Here is a 16031-nt window from a genome sequence, read left to right as displayed (position 1 = left end):
GAAGCTCCTGGAACTGCTTAAAAAATAGGCGTTTTGAGTAAAAGCTTGAAATGGAAAGCTGGATGAGCTCCTTAATATAAAATACCACTTTATGATTGCCTTAAGCGCCGCAGCAGAAACTACACACCACTTACAACCCCTTATAAGCGACTTGGGATTAATCCTGATGACCGCCGGAATTGCTGTTTTGATATTTAAAAAAATGAAACAGCCGCTGGTATTAGGATATCTAATTGCCGGATTTTTGGCTGGAAACCACTTTGACTTTTTCCCATCGATAACAGATATGAAAAGTGTGGAGGTTTGGGCAGAAATTGGGGTAATCTTTTTATTATTTAGTCTGGGGCTCGAATTTAGTTTTAAGAAGCTGATGAAAGTTGGCGGAACTTCCTCGATAACCGCAATTACTCAGATTTTATTTATGACGCTCATTGGTTATTGTGTTGGGCAATGGATGGGCTGGGGCAAAATGGATAGTATTTTTCTTGGTGCGACACTTTCGATTTCATCTACTACTATTATTATTCGGGCGTTTGATGAGTTGGGCGTTAAAGGAAAAAAGTTTGCCGGAATTGTATTTGGTGCCTTAATTGTCGAGGATATTGTTGCGATTTTAATGTTGGTTTTATTATCGACAATTGCGGTTAGCGATCAGGTTTCGGGCGGTGCGTTATTACAATCTGTTTTAAAATTAATATTCTTTTTGATTATATGGTTTTTGGGCGGAATTTTTATTATTCCGACCATTCTTAAAAAGGCAAAACATCTTTTGACCGATGAAATGCTGCTGATTATTTCACTGGCACTTTGTTTAATGATGGTCATGTTTGCGGCCAATGTGGGCTTCTCGCCTGCTCTTGGGGCTTTTATCATGGGTTCTATTATTGCCGAAACTACTCAGGCAGAAAAAATTGAACATTTGATTCAGCCGGTAAAGGATTTATTTGGTGCGGTTTTCTTTGTATCTGTCGGAATGTTAATCAATCCGGAAACTTTGGTAACATATATGCTTCCGGTTGCGCTTATCACGCTGCTGACTATTTTTGGGAAAGCATTTAGTTCTTCTATCGGGGCTTTGTTATCAGGTCAGCCCCTTAAACAATCAGTGCAAACGGGTATGAGTTTGGCTCAAATTGGTGAATTCTCCTTTATTATCGCAACTCTTGGTATGACGCTTAAGGTAACAAGTGACTTTTTGTACCCAATAATTGTTGCTGTGTCTGCCATTACGACTTTTACCACTCCGTTTTTAATTAAATATTCTGATCCTTTTTCAGGATATCTGGAACAGAAACTTCCTAAAAAATGGATTAAAAATATCAACCGTTATAGTGTCAATGCACAAGCTATAAAATCGGTTAGTACCTGGCAAATTGTACTTCGTGCCTCGATCACTCAAATCATTTTACACACTATAATTATTACGGCTATTATATTATTGTCGGCTAAATTTGTAGCACCTTTAGTAGCTGATACACGTTTTGGAAATACTTTGGCAGCATTAATTACACTGGTCATAATAGCTCCGTTTTTATGGGCTCTTTCGTTGCGACGTGTAAAAGTTACTGAAGTGGAAGAACTTTGGGAAGAACGAAAATATCGTGGCGCGCTTTTGATGCTAATTTTAATTAGAATGAGCCTTGGTTTATTTTTCGTTGGATTTTTATTGAATATCTTCTTCTCGCCTTTGGTTGCTTTTGTTGCCCTGATCATTGCCATTGGAGCCTATCAATTGTTTCCGAAAAAATTAAACGAGCAGTATCATAAAATTGAAACTCACTTTTTAAAGAATCTAAACGATCGCGAAAACAAAAAAATAGACAGACGATATGCCAATTTAATGCCCTGGGATGGTCACATGTCAATCTTTGATATTGGTAAAGAATCTAATCTTGCCGGTAAAACCCTGGAAGAATTGCGTATTCGTGAGAATATGGGAATCAATATTGCTTTTATTCGCCGTGGTGAAATCACTATTCCTATTCCGACTAAAAATGAACGTTTGTTTCCGGGCGACGAGATTTGTGTTATTGGTACGGATGAGCAAATTTCAGAATTTACCAAATATTTACAGAATGAGGTTGAAGCTGCTAACAACTCGCAGGAATCTGATATTGTGCTGCGCCAGTTAGAAATTTCGAATGATGATTTTATACAAAAAAGAATTGGTCAGTTTAGAGAAAAAACTGGTGGACTTGTGGTGGGAATTGAAAGAAACGGTAACCGAATTTTGAACCCTGAATCGCATTTGACTTTAGAAAAAAATGATATCATCTGGGTCGTTGGAGATAAAAAACGAATGAACGAACTGATGAAGAAAAGCGTTCATGTAGAGTTGTAGGTAAAGTTACTAAGAGGCTAAGTTTCTAAGATGCTGAGTTTTTTTTTTTATATAAAACTTTTAAATCTTAGAAACTTAGCCTCTCAGCAACATAGAAACTTATTTATTCGGTTGCGGTGTTAGGCGCAAATAAGGTTTGATAGCTGTATGCCCTTTTGGGAATTTTGCCGGAATATCACTATCTGGAACAGCAGGCGTAATTACAACGTCTTGTCCGTCTTTCCAGTTTGCCGGGGTTGCTACGCTGTAATCTGCCGTAAGTTGCAAACTATCGATAACACGCAATAATTCATCAAAATTTCTTCCTGTTGAAGCTGGATAAGTCAAGGTTAACTTTATCTTTTTATCCGGGCCAATAACAAAAACTGAACGTACCGTAAATTTCTCGCTTGCATTAGGATGCAGCATATCATATAGAGTCGCTATTTTTTTATCTTCGTCGGCAATGATAGGGAAATTAACGGTTGTATTTTGTGTTTCGTTGATGTCTTTGATCCATTCTTTGTGAGACTCTAAACCATCAACACTCAAAGCGATTACTTTAGTATTTCTCTTTTTAAATTCAGGAACATAATTGGCAACTGTCCCTAATTCAGTTGTACACACAGGGGTAAAATCTGCAGGATGCGAAAATAAAACTCCCCAGGAATCTCCTAACCATTGATGAAAATTGATTGGTCCTTCGGTTGTTTCTGCATGAAAATCTGGAGCAATATCTCCTAATCTTAATGTTGACATAATTATATTTTTTTAGTTCATCTAAAATTAGTCAAAAAAGGCATAAGGAAAACACGTATTTTTTAAAAAAAAGTTAAAATTCTATTTTTCCTATCTAGTTAAGGATTCAAACTAAATAAAACTTACCACAAAGTACCAAATAGCAAGGGTTACGAAGGAAATTGGGATTCCAAAACCAATCATCATACTGCTTAATTTTGGTTTTAAACCATAGGTCGAAGCTAAAATTGCGCCTGTAATCATGGGTGCCATTGCCATTTCCATAATGGTTATTTTTATGGCTTCAGAATGTTGGTTGAAAACAACGACATATAAGACGAAAATGACAGAAGGCGTTACAATAAGCCTAAAGAAAAGTCCGAGTCTAAGAAATCGCCAATGCTGACTTTTTCGATCAAAAGTAAGTTGCAATCCTACCGAAAGTAAAGCAAGAGGAGTTACCAAACTTCCTATTTTTAATAAAGCAGTCTGAAGATTTAAATCTAAATCATATTGAAAGACATTCATTAAACAAGCTACTACAAAAGTGATAAAGGGAGGAAAAAAGATTATTTTTTTGAAAATACTAAAAGCGTCCGGACTTCCTTTTGAATAAAAAGCCGCCACGAAAACACCTAAAGTTGAAACCACTACAAAAGTTCCCGGCTGATCGACAAGAATCGCGGTTTCCAGTCCTTTTTTACCAAACAAAGCTTCGATAATAGGATAGCCGAGAAAGGATGAATTACTTAATCCCGCTGTCAGAATCAAACATCCAATGAGTTTATTAGACCAGCCTTTTCTTTTTCCTAAAAAATGAAAAAATACAAAAGCCAGCATAAAACTAATCCAGCCTGAGGCTATTGGGAATAACAATTCGTTACTCCATTTTATTTTGGGAATATGATATAAGGTAATCGCCGGTAAACATATATAAATTACAATCTTATTTAAAACCTTATAAATATGAGTTGGAAATTGCTTTATATGCTGCAAGACCAAACCTAGTGCAAGAAAGAAAAATATAAGTATAAAATTGTTCATATGGTTGAGTAATCACAAAAATAAGGATTTATAAATTGTTGGCGAATTTTAATTTTTCGTTAAAATCTTTTTTTATTACTATCAATCTAATTACATTTGTAACATATTTTATTACAGTATGATTTCAGGTAAATTTGCCATAACGATTCACATTCTTACTTTGCTCACTAAATTCCCTAATGATTATTTGTCATCTGAATTTATTGCAGGAAGTATCAATTTGAACCCTGTTTTGGTTCGAAAGGAAATTGCAAATCTGAAAGCTAATCATATTGTAGAAAGTAAAGAAGGTAAAAATGGCGGAACAAAACTGTCTGTAGATCCTTCGAAAATTACATTAAAAGAAATATTTGAAATGACTTTTGAAACCATTAATTTAGGTTATGCAAAAAATCAGCCTAATCCGGATTGTCCGGTGGGGAAAAAAATCAATGAGAATTTAAGTTCTCTGTATGCTGATATGAATCAAAAAGTTGGTTTACAATTAGAAGGTATCTCATTGGAAGATTTTTCTAATCAATTCTAAAAGTATTTTTTTAATCAAAACTGTAACAATTTTTATTACTAATTAAAATTTATATATTATGAAAATCGCACTTATTGGAGCAACAGGATTTGTTGGATCAGCCATTTTAAACGAATTAGCAAACAGAAATCATGACATTACTGCTATTGCAAGAACTCCAAACGATACCAAAAATGTTAAATGGGTTAAAGCTGATGTTTTTAATGTTGATGCTTTGGCAGAAATCCTTAAAGGAAATGATGTGATCATTAATGCTTATAATCCGGGTTGGACGAATCCTAACTATACTGATGATTTTAGCAAAGGATCAAAATCAATTCAGGAAGCTGCAAAAAAATCTGGTGTAAAACGTTTTATTACTATTGGAGGTGGCGGAAGTTTATTCGTAGCACCAGGTGTACAAGCAGTTGACACTCCTGATTTCCCTAAAGAATATCATGCAGCGGCATCTGCTGCAAGAGATTACCTCAACGTTATTAAGGAAGAAAAAGATTTGGATTGGGCATTTTTTAGTCCGGCTTTCGAAATGCATGCTGGAATTACAACAGGAAGAACAGGAAAATACCGTTTAGGTTTAGAAAATCCAGTTTTTAATGACGAACAAAGAAGTATTCTTTCTGTAGAAGACTTAGCAGTTGTTATTGCAGATGAAGCAGAAACTCCAAAACACCATCAGGTACGTTTTACTGCGGGGTATTAAAACACTAATTTCACGAATTTTCACGAATTATATATTAAAACACTCACAATAAGTACTGTGTGTCATCCTTACGAAGGAAGGACCTCCGTAAGTAGCTCGACAAAGATTGGAGATTTTGATTATAGAGTTTCTCGCGAAGATCCTTCCTTCGTCAGGATGACAAACAGAACGTAATTTAATAAAAAAACATTCGTGAAAATTAGTGAAATTCGTGTTCTATTAATAAAACAGTTTCAAAGAAAATCCTTTTTTGAAACTGTTTTTGTTTTCTGTACTTTTACAATACCAAAAACAATACTTTGTCAAGTTCAAAAAAACAATCCAGCAGCTTACAAGAAAAGGCCGGAATTTCATCTCCTGAAATCACGAATGTTGCTGCTATCCATCAAATTAAAAAGAATAGAAGACAACAGCCTTCTTCTGGTGAATTGATTGACGGAATTTTAAACCAAAACATCGCATCACTTAGCCGCGCCATCACTTTGGTCGAAAGCACCAATCCTGAACATGCTGCAAAAGCAAACGAAGTTATTAATGGATGTTTGCCTCATGCCAACAAATCTATCCGAATAGGAATCACGGGAGTTCCCGGTGTTGGAAAAAGTACTTTTATTGAAGCTTTTGGAAGTTTCCTGACTCAGTTAGGCAAAAAAGTTGCAGTACTGGCTGTTGACCCGAGCAGCTCGCTTTCGCACGGAAGTATTCTAGGCGATAAAACCCGTATGGAAGAGCTTGTAAAGGATGAGAATGCCTTTATCAGACCAAGTGCTTCTGGAGATACTTTGGGCGGTGTAGCCCGTAAAACACGTGAATCTATTATTTTATGTGAAGCGGCAGGTTTTGATACTATTATTATCGAAACAGTTGGTGTCGGGCAAAGCGAAACTGCTGTACATAGCATGGTAGATTTCTTTCTATTATTAAAAATTTCAGGTGCCGGCGATGAATTACAAGGTATTAAACGTGGTATCATGGAAATGGCCGATGCTATCGTCATCAACAAAGCTGATGGTGATAATATCAAAAAAGCAAATCAGGCAAAACTGGAATTCAACCGTGCTTTGCATTTATTTCCTCCAAAAAAATCAAACTGGCAGCCAAAAGTTACAACTTGCAGCGCCATCACCAAAGAAGGCATTTCAGAAATCTGGGATACTATCTCCAACTATTTTGAGCAAACTAATGAATCCGGTTTCTTTCCTGAAAAACGAAAAGACCAAAATCATTTCTGGATGATGGAAACCATAAACGAACAATTAAAATTAAATTTCTACAATCAGCCTGACATCATTTCGCAACTCGAACAAAACAAAAAAGCAGTGCAAAACGATGAAATATCACCTTTTGCAGCTGCTTCTAATTTATTAAAATTATATTTTAATAAAGACACAAAGTAGCAAAGGTTCAAAGCGACAAAGTTTTCACACTCTGTATCTTTGAACCTTTGTCCCTTTGAACCTATTTTTTTCTCAACTTATATTTGTTTTCTTTATATAAATTTCCTGCCGTAATTACATGCGCCAAAGCATCTTTTGCTAATTCTTCATTTAATTTTACCGGAATTAAAGTCGTATCGTTTTTGATTTCGAATTGTAAAGGTTTCAAGTTTGGTTGCATGATTACAACTTGGTTCTCAACTCTGAACGCATTGATGTCATTAAACTGCATGATCGATCTTCCTTGTGTTTTTGGATCTAGTTTGTTTAGATTTCTCCCTACCATTGGCGTTTCAAACGGAAGTCCTAAATAACTCAACAATGTTGGCGGAATATCAATCTGACTTGCCAGTTTACTATATGAAGTCCCTTTTGGAACTCCAGGCCCTATAATCAAAGCCGGAATATGGAACTTATTAATTGGCACTAAATTTTTTCCGTACGTTCTGGTATTATGATCGGCAATTACGATGAAAATCGTGTTTTTGAAATAAGGTTCTTTTTTAGCCATTTCGAAGAATTTCCCAATAGAGAAATCGGCGTATTTCATGGCGTTGTTTACCGTTGCAGGCTTCGCATCATAAGGTTTGATTCTTCCGGCAGGATATTCAAAAGGTTCATGATTTGAAGTCGAGAACATTAAAGAGAAGAATGGTTTATCTCCTTTTGCTTTAAAATAATTGTTGGCTTTAGTAACCAAATCTTCATCAGAATAACCCCAGGTTCCTTTGAAAGCATATTTGTTTCCATCAGATTCAAAATCTTCCTGATCTACAATATTTTCAAAACCATTTCCGTTGAAAAACGAAGCCATATTGTCAAAATTTGCCATTCCGCCATAAATAAAACTGGTGTCATACCCTTTTTGTTTTAAAGCTTCCGCCAAAGTAAAAAATCCTTGTTGCGAATTTCCTAGTTTCACTACACTTTCTGATGGAGAAGGTAAAAATCCGGTTACAACCGCTTCGATTCCGCGAACGCTTCTTGTTCCCGTACAATATAAATTGGTAAACAATAATCCTTCTTTAGATAATTTATCAAATTCTGGTGTTAATGGTTTTCCTCGTAAAACTCCAACGTATTCGGCACCTAAACTTTCTTGCAAAAAGATCACCAAATTGTATGGTTTCTGTTTTACTGAATCTGGTTGCTGTACATGCAAAAACGGAATTTCGGCATCTGTAAAATCATTTGGTCTGGCAATCATGTATTTTTTTACACGAGCAATCGCTTCGGCTTCATCCATTTTACCATACATCTTGGTGTTTCCTTCATTTTTTATCGAATAAGCTGCAAAAGCTACGGTATAAAATGAATTTAATCCTAGAGTATTTGTCAACTGATCTGTGGAGAAAACAGCATTACTAGCATTGATTGGGCGTTTTGAAGTAAGACTTGAACGTGCTCCAAAAAACAATAAAAAAGCCACTAATGGAAAAAGCATCAGTTTGAATTTGTATTCGTTACTTGTCGTATAGAAATATTTTTTCCCTTTTTTGAATGCAAAATAAATTACAACTCCTAAAATTATAAAAGTAACAATGATAGAGGTCAGATAACTTTTTAAAAGCATACCCACTACTTCTTTTGGATAAATAAGATAATCTAAGAAAATCTTATTCGGACGTGTATCATATTGTTTTACAAAATCCGGTGACGCCAATTCTACAAAAAGAATCAGAAACAGAAATAAGAAACTATAAATTACCAGAAAAGTATTCGTGAATTTAAGCCATTTATTCGGCAGAAAAGTAATTAAAACGGCTGGTAGAAATGACAAATAACAAAGTAAAATCAAATCCATTCGAAGACCGATTGGAAAGATGTACCAGAAATCCGGTGTTTGTACTACTCTTTCTTTAAATATAAAAAATAAAAAGATTCGGCTTAAAGTAGTAATTAGCAATCCGATTGCTATGAAATTAAAAATGGGTTTTAAAAAACTTAATTTTTTCATTTGATGATATAAATTAATTTTAGGTTGAAGCATACCTTAGACACACTATTGTGCATCTCTACTCCTCGTAACGTTTTATTTCCCTGTCGTAAAACTCATTCGCCAAAACAATTAAACCTTCCATTTCGGCATTCAATTCCGCTTCGTCAAGATCCTCAGCTTCTTCCATAAACTCAACCTCATCATCTTTTAAGTTGATTATGAATCTTGGGTAATCAAGGTGAATGATGAAAATATCATCTGGAAAATCAGTATTATCTCCGAGTAAAAATTTAGGTAATTCCATTTTTATTTATTTATTATTTTGTTCTTATTATCTTTTTTTGCCACAGATTGCACAAATTAAAATGATTTTTTATAAAATAATCTGTGAGAATCTATGAAATGTTTTTAATCTTTCAAATTTAACTATTTGAAAGTGAATTTTGGATTAATTTTTTTGTTAGGTAATGAAAGCCAATATAAAGGAAAATTACCGTAGAAGTTAATCCCGCCAAAAGTCCGATTCAGACTCCTTTTACCTTTAATTCAGTGTATTATATATAAAAATTATTAATGCATATCTATTCCTAATATAATAAGGTATGCTAATCTTAATTATACTAAAACTCTTTGTCGTACTGCTTTAAATTCACCACCACTTCTTTTTTAAGTCGGCAAAGATAATCAGAAGCTTTGGATTCTTTCACATTATTAAAAACATAAGCAAACATTAAGTAAATTTTCAAGAACCCTAATATTATATAACAATTTCAAAAAATTATATAACAAGTCGGAAAGGCCTCTATTTTACTTTTACACTATTAATAATTAAAAAATATTAGCCATGAAAAAATTACAAATGTTATGCTTATCTGCCTTCGCTTTTTTATATGCCAATACTACTTTCGCTCAGGACAGCGAAATTAAAAATTACGATCAGGGTTTTAGATTGGGCTTTGGTGTAAATGGTGGAATACCAACTGACAATGATTACAGATGGTCGCTTGGTGGAGATGTTCGTTTGCAATATGATTTGACAAAGAAAGCATCGTTGACGTTAACTACAGGTTTTACAAACTTGTTTATGAAAGATCAAAATGGAGTTGAAGTAAAAGATCTTGGATTTATTCCGGCAAAAGCAGGTTTTAAAGCCTTCGTTTGGGAAGATCAATTTTATGTTATGGGTGAAGTTGGTGCAGGATTTGCCGTTACTAACGACTATAACCAAACTACTTTTTTATGGGCGCCTGGAATTGGATACGCCAACAAATACATTGACATTAGTGTCCGTTATGAGGACTACGATAAATTTAATACCAATCAGGTGGCTTTACGTTTAGCCTATGGTTTTAAATTATAAAAGATAAGGTTTATTTTATTTTTTTGTTTTTGGTATAAACCCGAGAGATCGCATAGTCTCTCGGGTTTAGTTGTTTTTATACCATTGGTCAAAACAAATGTACCATTAGTCAAATGATTTTTTAGGATTGATTTAGAACGCGGTAATTCGCAGAAAAATTAATCCAATCATGAACAAAACAGCTTTTTATCTCCTGCAGCTTTTTCTTTTATTATTAGCTGCGCTGTCGGCAAGATCACAATCCGGAATCTCTGGCGAATTCAAAGTCGATTACATTCCTTTTTCGAAATACGTACGACCAATGGACAGTACTAAAACAAATGCTGAGAGCAATTTTAAAAGAGCTCAAATCACTTTTGAAGTACCTCTTTCTTTAGAAATGGACAAATACAATCATCCCAAACTTTGGTCTGTTTTTCTTAATGGAAGTTATGCCGGAATGGAAAACAAGAATTACGAAATTCAGGATCTTCCGGTAGAATTTCAAGGTGGTTTTCCAACTGAACTTCTCAATGCGCAAATTGGTGTCAAGCATTTACGCTCTATTTCTCTTTCCTGGTCTTTATTGATTATGGCTTCTATTGGTGTTTATACAGATATGGTCGAAATTAATAAGGATGATGTCTTAATTCAGGGTGGTGTTCTTTTTATCAAACAATTCAATCCTAATCTGGCTTTGGGTGTAGGACCAGTTTTAACGAATAGTTTTGGTGTTCCGATGGTACTTCCCGGAATTTATTTTAATTGGGAATCCAGAGGGGCTTTACATTTTAAAATTACTTTTCCTGAAGGTGCAGAAGTTGGTTACCGAATGTCTGATACTTTCGATATAAAAGCGGTTATAGAACTAAGCGGAATGACATCAGAAACCAAAATTGGCAATAAATCTTCACTACTGGGTTATCAGCAAATTATTGCTGGTTTACGACCTCAGCTAAAATTTGGCGAACATTGGACATTAGAACCTACCGCAGGAACTACCCTTGTTCGTAATTTTTCGACTACTAACAGAAAAATCAAAGATATTTTTAAGGAAAAAGATATGGCAGATCCTAAATTCACCACCACTTTTTATGGAGCAATAGCCCTAAAATGGAAATTCTAGAGCTATCGGCTTAATAAGTTTTTATAGACTACCTCTTTCAATAATGCCTCACGGCGTGTTCTTGAAATAGGTAGTTCTTGTCCTTTTATAAACAATCTTCCGCCGGAGACAGAATCGATATGGGTAATGTTTACCAAAAACGATTTATGAATTCTAAAGAAAATTTCCTTTGGTAATGTTTCTTCTAGTGAAATCATGGTTTGATGTATGACGATAACTTTATCCTTAAAATGAAGTTTGGCATAATTCTGCATTCCTTCGATATATAAAATATCGACCCAGGAGATCTTCTGAAATCCTTCTTCCTGACGCACATACAAAAAGGGATCTAATTGATTTTGCTTGGGAGACTGAATCATTTCGTACCATTGTTTTGCTTTTAAAGAAGCCTGGTAAAAACGCTGAAACGTAATGGGCTTCAACAAATAATCTACCACCTGTAAACGATATCCATCTAAAGCATGTTCTGAATAAGCGGTGGTAAAAATCACCAAGGGCGGATTGTCAAGAGATTCTAAAAACTCTAATCCGGATAAATAAGGCATATTAATATCCAGAAACAGCAAATCGACTTGTTTTTCCTGAATGTACGCAGTGGCTTCTAATGCCGAAGCACAGGTGCCAATAACTTCCAGAAAATCAATTTTCGAAACAAAATCTGCTATTCCGTTTCTTGCTATAGGTTCGTCGTCTATAATGAGGCATTTCATGTTCATGTTTTTTGTTTCTGGTTGAATGTTTACTTTTTTTTTTCACGCAGATTTAGCAGATCTGGCAGATTTTTTTCTTTTGAATTTTTAAAATCCTTTTAATCCTTTATCCCGATAGCTATCGGGAGTGGCTAAAAAATTTAACCGCAAGTTCGCAAAGCATTATATTAAGATTAGTAAATTATAAATTCGTGCTAATTCGTAACCCGAGCGACAGCGAACAGGCGAAGCTAATTCGTGGCAAAAAATCATTTTAATCCTTCTAATCTGTGGCAAAAAAATCACTTTAAGTCTAAAACCACTGTCACAATAAAATCTGAATCGGTTTTATTGATATTCAACTGATGTTTTTCGGGATACTGAATCGCTAGTCTTTTCTTTACGTTTTCGAGTCCTAAGCCCTGACTTTTAGATGGGATTTTGTATTGTTCTGTATGTGAATTTTCTATTTTAAAATACAATTGACTGTTGGATTGTTCACACGATAAATGCACATAACCTCTTTGGTTAGGAAGCCTTGAAACGTGTTTAAAAGCATTTTCGATCAACGGAACCAAAAGCAACGGTACAATCTGAAGTTGTCCGTCTTCGATATTCCATTTGCTTTTTACTTCTAATTCATTTCCCCAGCGGGTTTCTTCAACAGCAATTAAATCTTTGAGGTATTTGATTTCAAGATGTAATGGCACATATTCCTTATTACATTCATACAACTGATAACGTAAAATATCTGAAAACTGAACCAATAAAACAGATGCCAGTTTTACATCGCTTTGCATCAAGATATGAATATGATTCAGGACATTAAACATCAAATGCGGATTGATCTGATCTTGCAAAATCTTAATTTGTGCTTCAAGATGAACTTGCTGTAATTGTGCGTGGTCTTTTTCGATAACACTATGTTCCTGATAAAACCGAAGTCCGCAAGCAGTACCATTTATTAAAATAGCTGCGGGAATACTACCCCAAAATCTTACCCATAAAAACTGAATTGAGTTTAAATGATCTTCATCATGATACAACCGGCCTCGCGATCCTACATCCGAAAAAATAGTATAAATTAATGCCAGACAAAAGGACAAAAGCAGCACAACAATAACGCTTTGCACTGCAAACCAGTTCATTTTGTTTTTCCGCAATGCTTTGGGCAATATTACATCACTCAAAAAATGGGCTAAGAAAGTAGAACACAATAATACTAAAACGGCCTGTGTAGTAGCCGACCAAAAATTGTACTCTTCGATCATTTGTGCCCAAATAGTGATCCCCAGCAAAGACCAAAAGAAGACTAAAAATATCCAATGTCTGTTTTTATGTATTGTAATCATTTAAAAAAAAGAAATAAGTAATTTGTAAGAAATACGAAGTCAAAATTAGCCCTATATTTTCTAAACAAGCAGCAAAGAACCAAAAAAGATTCTTTGCTGCTTAGGGTTAAAAGATAAAGCGATAAACTTATAGAAAAAAGTAGCCAACACTAACATTAAACGAATTAGGTTTAGAACTAAAATTTTTATTTACATTGTTTAATCCGCCCTGATAGGTTACGTCAACAGTAAATTTCCAAATTTCGATTCCCGCACCAACCTGATATCCAATATTCGATTTATCAAATTTCCTATACGAATCTTTTAACTGATTTAATGATGAAAAATTTTCATCGAGCACATAAGAATAGACTCCTCCACCAAAAACTCTCACATTCAGAGCCGAGAGATCGATTACCTTGTATCCAACAACCAAAGGGATGTCGATACTTTTCCACTTTGCATTTTTAGATCCTGTTCCGGAAATTTTTTCAATTTTAGACGATTTCTCGCTATACAATATTTCATTCTGTATATAGAATCTTTTAAAATCAAATCGGGCCATAGCGCCACCAAAATAACCAAAAGCATGCTTAGAACTAAAACCATCTGAAACCGGTAATTCAGAATAATTAGATCCTCCCTTTATTCCCACATGAATAGGAAGTGGGGATTGTGCATTAATTTTAGAAACTAATCCTAATAAGAAAATTGTAGTAAGCAATAATAATTTGTTCATGATAATAGTATTTTATTAATTTGATGCAAAGGAGCATAAACCTAAAACGCTATTAAAATTAGTTTGATGAACTACATTGATGTTTTGACCAAAGGATTATTTTAAGTTTTTTATCTGTAAAAAATGTGGTAAAAAATTTAACCGCAAAGAGCGCAAAAGTTTTTAATTATTTACAGAATGCAAAGTTCGCCAAAGCTTTGTGTTGAACCAGCTTTGCGAACATTGTGTTTTTTTTTTAAGCTTACGCTCTTTGCGGTAAAATCCACCCACAGAGAACACAAATAGTTCCCTACTCTATCATCTATATTCTATTCTCTTTACTCTATCTTGTTTCCTCCGAATACCTCTCATCTGTCAACGTTTTCATAAACGCGATCAGCTGTTTTTTCTCCTTATCAGATAAATTCAATTTGTCTTCTGGTAAAGTTTGGTTTGGAACGTCGAATCCTAAGCCTAAACCTCCGCCCTGATCATAAAAATCAATTACCTCTTCGAGCGTTTTATAAACACCATTATGCATATAAGGCGCTGTAAGTGTTATGTTTCTTATGGTTGGAGTTTTAAAAGAATATTTATGAATGGCGGCTTGTGTGATGACAAACTTGCCCAGATCTCCATCGAGTTTTTTAGCTTTATTGGGAGTTCCTAATATTTCACTTTCAGATCTGTCAAAGTTTGGCGGAACAGTTCCGTTGGTTAGCGGGATAAAATGGCAAGTCGCACATTTGGCTTTGCCTGCAAATAAATTAAAACCTGCTTTTTCATCAGCTTTAAACTTTGCTTTGTTTTGCATATAAGCATCAAATTTAGAATCGTAATGACTCAGCGAACGAATGTAAGATGCTAAAGCATTTTTGATTTCAAATTCATTAATTTCCCCTTTCGGAAAAGCCTTTTTAAAATCCTTCACATAATCTGCATTCTTCTGAATCGCCAAAGCTGATTGCTCCAGAGATCCGTGCATTTCATTTTCATTTTTAATAACTGCGATTGCCTGATCTTCGAGATAACTTACTCTTGAATCTGCAAAAAATACGCGTTGAAAAGCAATATTGGTTAATGTTGGTGTATTACGCTGAATCATCGATTTTCCGTCTAATGAAACCGCTCTTTCCAACCCGTCTGTAAAAGCTTTTTCGGCATGATGACATGAGGCACAGGAACGCGTATTGTTTCCGGATAAAACAGGATCATTGAATAACTTTTTGCCCAAAGCAATTTTTTCCGGCGTTGTTTGATAATCGGGAAAACCTGAAAATGCTTCTGCATCAAAAGCATCTGTATCAAAAAGAGTTTGTGCCGTAACTTTCAAACCTCTTTGCTCTTTCATTACCGGAATTCCTAATTCGGCTTGTGATTTGTAAAGTCCTTTACTTAACGGATTTAAAACTTCTTTGATAAAATTTGCCCTGTCAAAAGCATTAAAATTAGTATTTGTTTTTAAATACTTTTTCCCTTTTTCCAGAATCGCAAGTACTTGTTTTCCATTCGAAACTGATTTATTCTCCAGATAAACCCGATAATATTTCTCGATAGTTTCTAAAGCTACTGAAGCTTCAGGAATTGAATTCAGCACCACCGGCGAATCAAAACCTGTAATTCCTAAAGTAATAATTCTGTACACTTCAAGTCGCATCGCATCAAAAACATGCGCATCAGTTAGTTCATTAGATTTGGATACTTTTTCTAACCGAATTAAATTTGCAGATAAAACACCCAATTCCTGAACCAGTTCCTTTTTACTGTCTTTATTGTATTTCGGGAAAACCAATTCCTCGATAACCTGAAAACCTTCTGGCGGAACAGTCACTTTATCATTTTCTTCAAACTCAGGAATCGCTGGACCGTTGATCGATTTAGAAACTGCCGGCGAATAATACTCGCTGATCATTTCGACTTTTTTATAACTCTCATGCGCTTCCAGAAATTGTCGCTGAATTTGCGCTTCGGTAGAATCCGCTTGTACAGAATATTTCAGCTTGGCTACTTTCTCGACCAGCAAAGTAATATCAGACTGAAATAATTCATTTATTTCCTGATGTTTGCTTTTTTTCTCACAAGCAACAAATACCACTAGGAAGAACAAACAATATATTTTTTTCAT

Annotated in this window: 15 protein-coding genes; 6 read left to right on the top strand and 9 right to left on the bottom strand. The window is 34.8% G+C overall.

Annotated features, from left to right (window positions below):
• Positions 1 to 91: 91 nt before the first annotated feature.
• Positions 92 to 2341 (top strand): cation:proton antiporter, encoded by a 2250-nt coding sequence (locus IRZ78_RS16525; protein ID WP_194617595.1) that lies wholly within the window; start codon positions 92 to 94, stop codon positions 2339 to 2341.
• A gap of 99 nt (positions 2342 to 2440) precedes the next feature.
• Here IRZ78_RS16525 and IRZ78_RS16520 read toward each other — a convergent pair whose 3' ends face one another.
• Complete coding sequence (locus IRZ78_RS16520; RefSeq protein WP_194617594.1) at positions 2441 to 3079, bottom strand: peroxiredoxin; 639 nt, start codon at positions 3077 to 3079, stop codon at positions 2441 to 2443.
• Positions 3080 to 3190: 111 nt separating this feature from the next.
• A complete protein-coding gene (locus tag IRZ78_RS16515) occupies positions 3191 to 4102 on the bottom strand; it encodes an AEC family transporter (protein WP_194617593.1) in 912 nt (303 codons plus the stop codon).
• 118 nt (positions 4103 to 4220) lie between these two features.
• Between IRZ78_RS16515 and IRZ78_RS16510 the strand changes: the two genes are divergently transcribed.
• The 3 genes from IRZ78_RS16510 (at position 4221) to meaB (ending at position 6725) form a co-directional block, all read left to right on the top strand.
• Positions 4221 to 4628, top strand: coding sequence for an Rrf2 family transcriptional regulator (locus tag IRZ78_RS16510; protein WP_194617592.1), 408 nt, complete (start codon positions 4221 to 4223; stop codon positions 4626 to 4628).
• 58 nt (positions 4629 to 4686) lie between these two features.
• The gene (locus IRZ78_RS16505) at positions 4687 to 5328 is read left to right on the top strand and encodes an NAD(P)H-binding protein (RefSeq protein ID WP_194617591.1); all 642 of its coding nucleotides are present in this window, start codon (positions 4687 to 4689) and stop codon (positions 5326 to 5328) included.
• Between the two features lie 299 nt (positions 5329 to 5627).
• A complete protein-coding gene (gene meaB, locus IRZ78_RS16500) occupies positions 5628 to 6725 on the top strand; it encodes a methylmalonyl Co-A mutase-associated GTPase MeaB (RefSeq protein ID WP_194617590.1) in 1098 nt (365 codons plus the stop codon).
• A 61-nt stretch (positions 6726 to 6786) separates the two neighbouring features.
• Here meaB and IRZ78_RS16495 read toward each other — a convergent pair whose 3' ends face one another.
• The 3 genes from IRZ78_RS16495 to IRZ78_RS26330 all read right to left on the bottom strand — a co-directional run bounded on the left by IRZ78_RS16495 (position 6787) and on the right by IRZ78_RS26330 (position 9449).
• Complete coding sequence (locus IRZ78_RS16495) at positions 6787 to 8721, bottom strand: LTA synthase family protein (protein WP_194617589.1); 1935 nt, start codon at positions 8719 to 8721, stop codon at positions 6787 to 6789.
• A 58-nt stretch (positions 8722 to 8779) separates the two neighbouring features.
• Entirely contained in the window at positions 8780 to 9007 is a 228-nt protein-coding gene (locus IRZ78_RS16490) for a hypothetical protein (protein ID WP_055095484.1), read from the bottom strand.
• 316 nt (positions 9008 to 9323) lie between these two features.
• Entirely contained in the window at positions 9324 to 9449 is a 126-nt protein-coding gene (locus IRZ78_RS26330) for a hypothetical protein (protein WP_255474273.1), read from the bottom strand.
• 98 nt (positions 9450 to 9547) lie between these two features.
• Between IRZ78_RS26330 and IRZ78_RS16485 the strand changes: the two genes are divergently transcribed.
• Complete coding sequence (locus IRZ78_RS16485) at positions 9548 to 10063, top strand: hypothetical protein (protein WP_194617588.1); 516 nt, start codon at positions 9548 to 9550, stop codon at positions 10061 to 10063.
• 169 nt (positions 10064 to 10232) lie between these two features.
• Complete coding sequence (locus tag IRZ78_RS16480; protein ID WP_194617587.1) at positions 10233 to 11168, top strand: DUF6268 family outer membrane beta-barrel protein; 936 nt, start codon at positions 10233 to 10235, stop codon at positions 11166 to 11168.
• Positions 11169 to 11170: 2 nt separating this feature from the next.
• Here the strand turns inward: IRZ78_RS16480 and IRZ78_RS16475 are convergent, their stop codons facing one another.
• The 4 genes from IRZ78_RS16475 to IRZ78_RS16460 all read right to left on the bottom strand — a co-directional run bounded on the left by IRZ78_RS16475 (position 11171) and on the right by IRZ78_RS16460 (position 16031).
• A complete protein-coding gene (locus IRZ78_RS16475) occupies positions 11171 to 11884 on the bottom strand; it encodes a LytTR family DNA-binding domain-containing protein (protein ID WP_194617586.1) in 714 nt (237 codons plus the stop codon).
• A 275-nt stretch (positions 11885 to 12159) separates the two neighbouring features.
• A complete protein-coding gene (locus tag IRZ78_RS16470) occupies positions 12160 to 13209 on the bottom strand; it encodes a histidine kinase (RefSeq protein WP_194617585.1) in 1050 nt (349 codons plus the stop codon).
• Positions 13210 to 13336: 127 nt separating this feature from the next.
• Positions 13337 to 13927: a porin family protein gene (locus tag IRZ78_RS16465; protein ID WP_194617584.1), complete on the bottom strand. Its 591-nt coding sequence runs from the start codon at positions 13925 to 13927 to the stop codon at positions 13337 to 13339.
• Between the two features lie 322 nt (positions 13928 to 14249).
• Positions 14250 to 16031 carry a cytochrome c peroxidase gene (locus IRZ78_RS16460; RefSeq protein ID WP_194617583.1) on the bottom strand — a complete coding sequence of 594 codons (1782 nt, stop codon included), beginning with the start codon at positions 16029 to 16031 and terminating at the stop codon, positions 14250 to 14252.

It is taken from the genome of Flavobacterium sp. CSZ (assembly GCF_015350725.1).
In the GTDB taxonomy this organism is placed as follows: Bacteria; Bacteroidota; Bacteroidia; order Flavobacteriales; family Flavobacteriaceae; genus Flavobacterium.
The sequence above is the reverse complement of the archived record's forward strand: the minus strand, read 5'-3'. Positions and strand labels throughout refer to the sequence as shown.

Bases quoted from the DNA above. Each gene is read 5' to 3' on its own strand.
- IRZ78_RS16525 (WP_194617595.1), top strand. From the start codon at position 92: ATGATTGCCTTAAGCGCCGCAGCAGAAACTACACACCACTTACAACCC.
- IRZ78_RS16520 (WP_194617594.1), bottom strand. From the start codon at position 3,079: ATGTCAACATTAAGATTAGGAGATATTGCTCCAGATTTTCATGCAGAA.
- IRZ78_RS16515 (WP_194617593.1), bottom strand. From the start codon at position 4,102: ATGAACAATTTTATACTTATATTTTTCTTTCTTGCACTAGGTTTGGTC.
- IRZ78_RS16510 (WP_194617592.1), top strand. From the start codon at position 4,221: ATGATTTCAGGTAAATTTGCCATAACGATTCACATTCTTACTTTGCTC.
- IRZ78_RS16505 (WP_194617591.1), top strand. From the start codon at position 4,687: ATGAAAATCGCACTTATTGGAGCAACAGGATTTGTTGGATCAGCCATT.
- IRZ78_RS16495 (WP_194617589.1), bottom strand. From the start codon at position 8,721: ATGAAAAAATTAAGTTTTTTAAAACCCATTTTTAATTTCATAGCAATC.
- IRZ78_RS16490 (WP_055095484.1), bottom strand. From the start codon at position 9,007: ATGGAATTACCTAAATTTTTACTCGGAGATAATACTGATTTTCCAGAT.
- IRZ78_RS16485 (WP_194617588.1), top strand. From the start codon at position 9,548: ATGAAAAAATTACAAATGTTATGCTTATCTGCCTTCGCTTTTTTATAT.
- IRZ78_RS16480 (WP_194617587.1), top strand. From the start codon at position 10,233: ATGAACAAAACAGCTTTTTATCTCCTGCAGCTTTTTCTTTTATTATTA.
- IRZ78_RS16475 (WP_194617586.1), bottom strand. From the start codon at position 11,884: ATGAACATGAAATGCCTCATTATAGACGACGAACCTATAGCAAGAAAC.
- IRZ78_RS16470 (WP_194617585.1), bottom strand. From the start codon at position 13,209: ATGATTACAATACATAAAAACAGACATTGGATATTTTTAGTCTTCTTT.
- IRZ78_RS16465 (WP_194617584.1), bottom strand. From the start codon at position 13,927: ATGAACAAATTATTATTGCTTACTACAATTTTCTTATTAGGATTAGTT.
- IRZ78_RS16460 (WP_194617583.1), bottom strand. From the start codon at position 16,031: ATGAAAAAAATATATTGTTTGTTCTTCCTAGTGGTATTTGTTGCTTGT.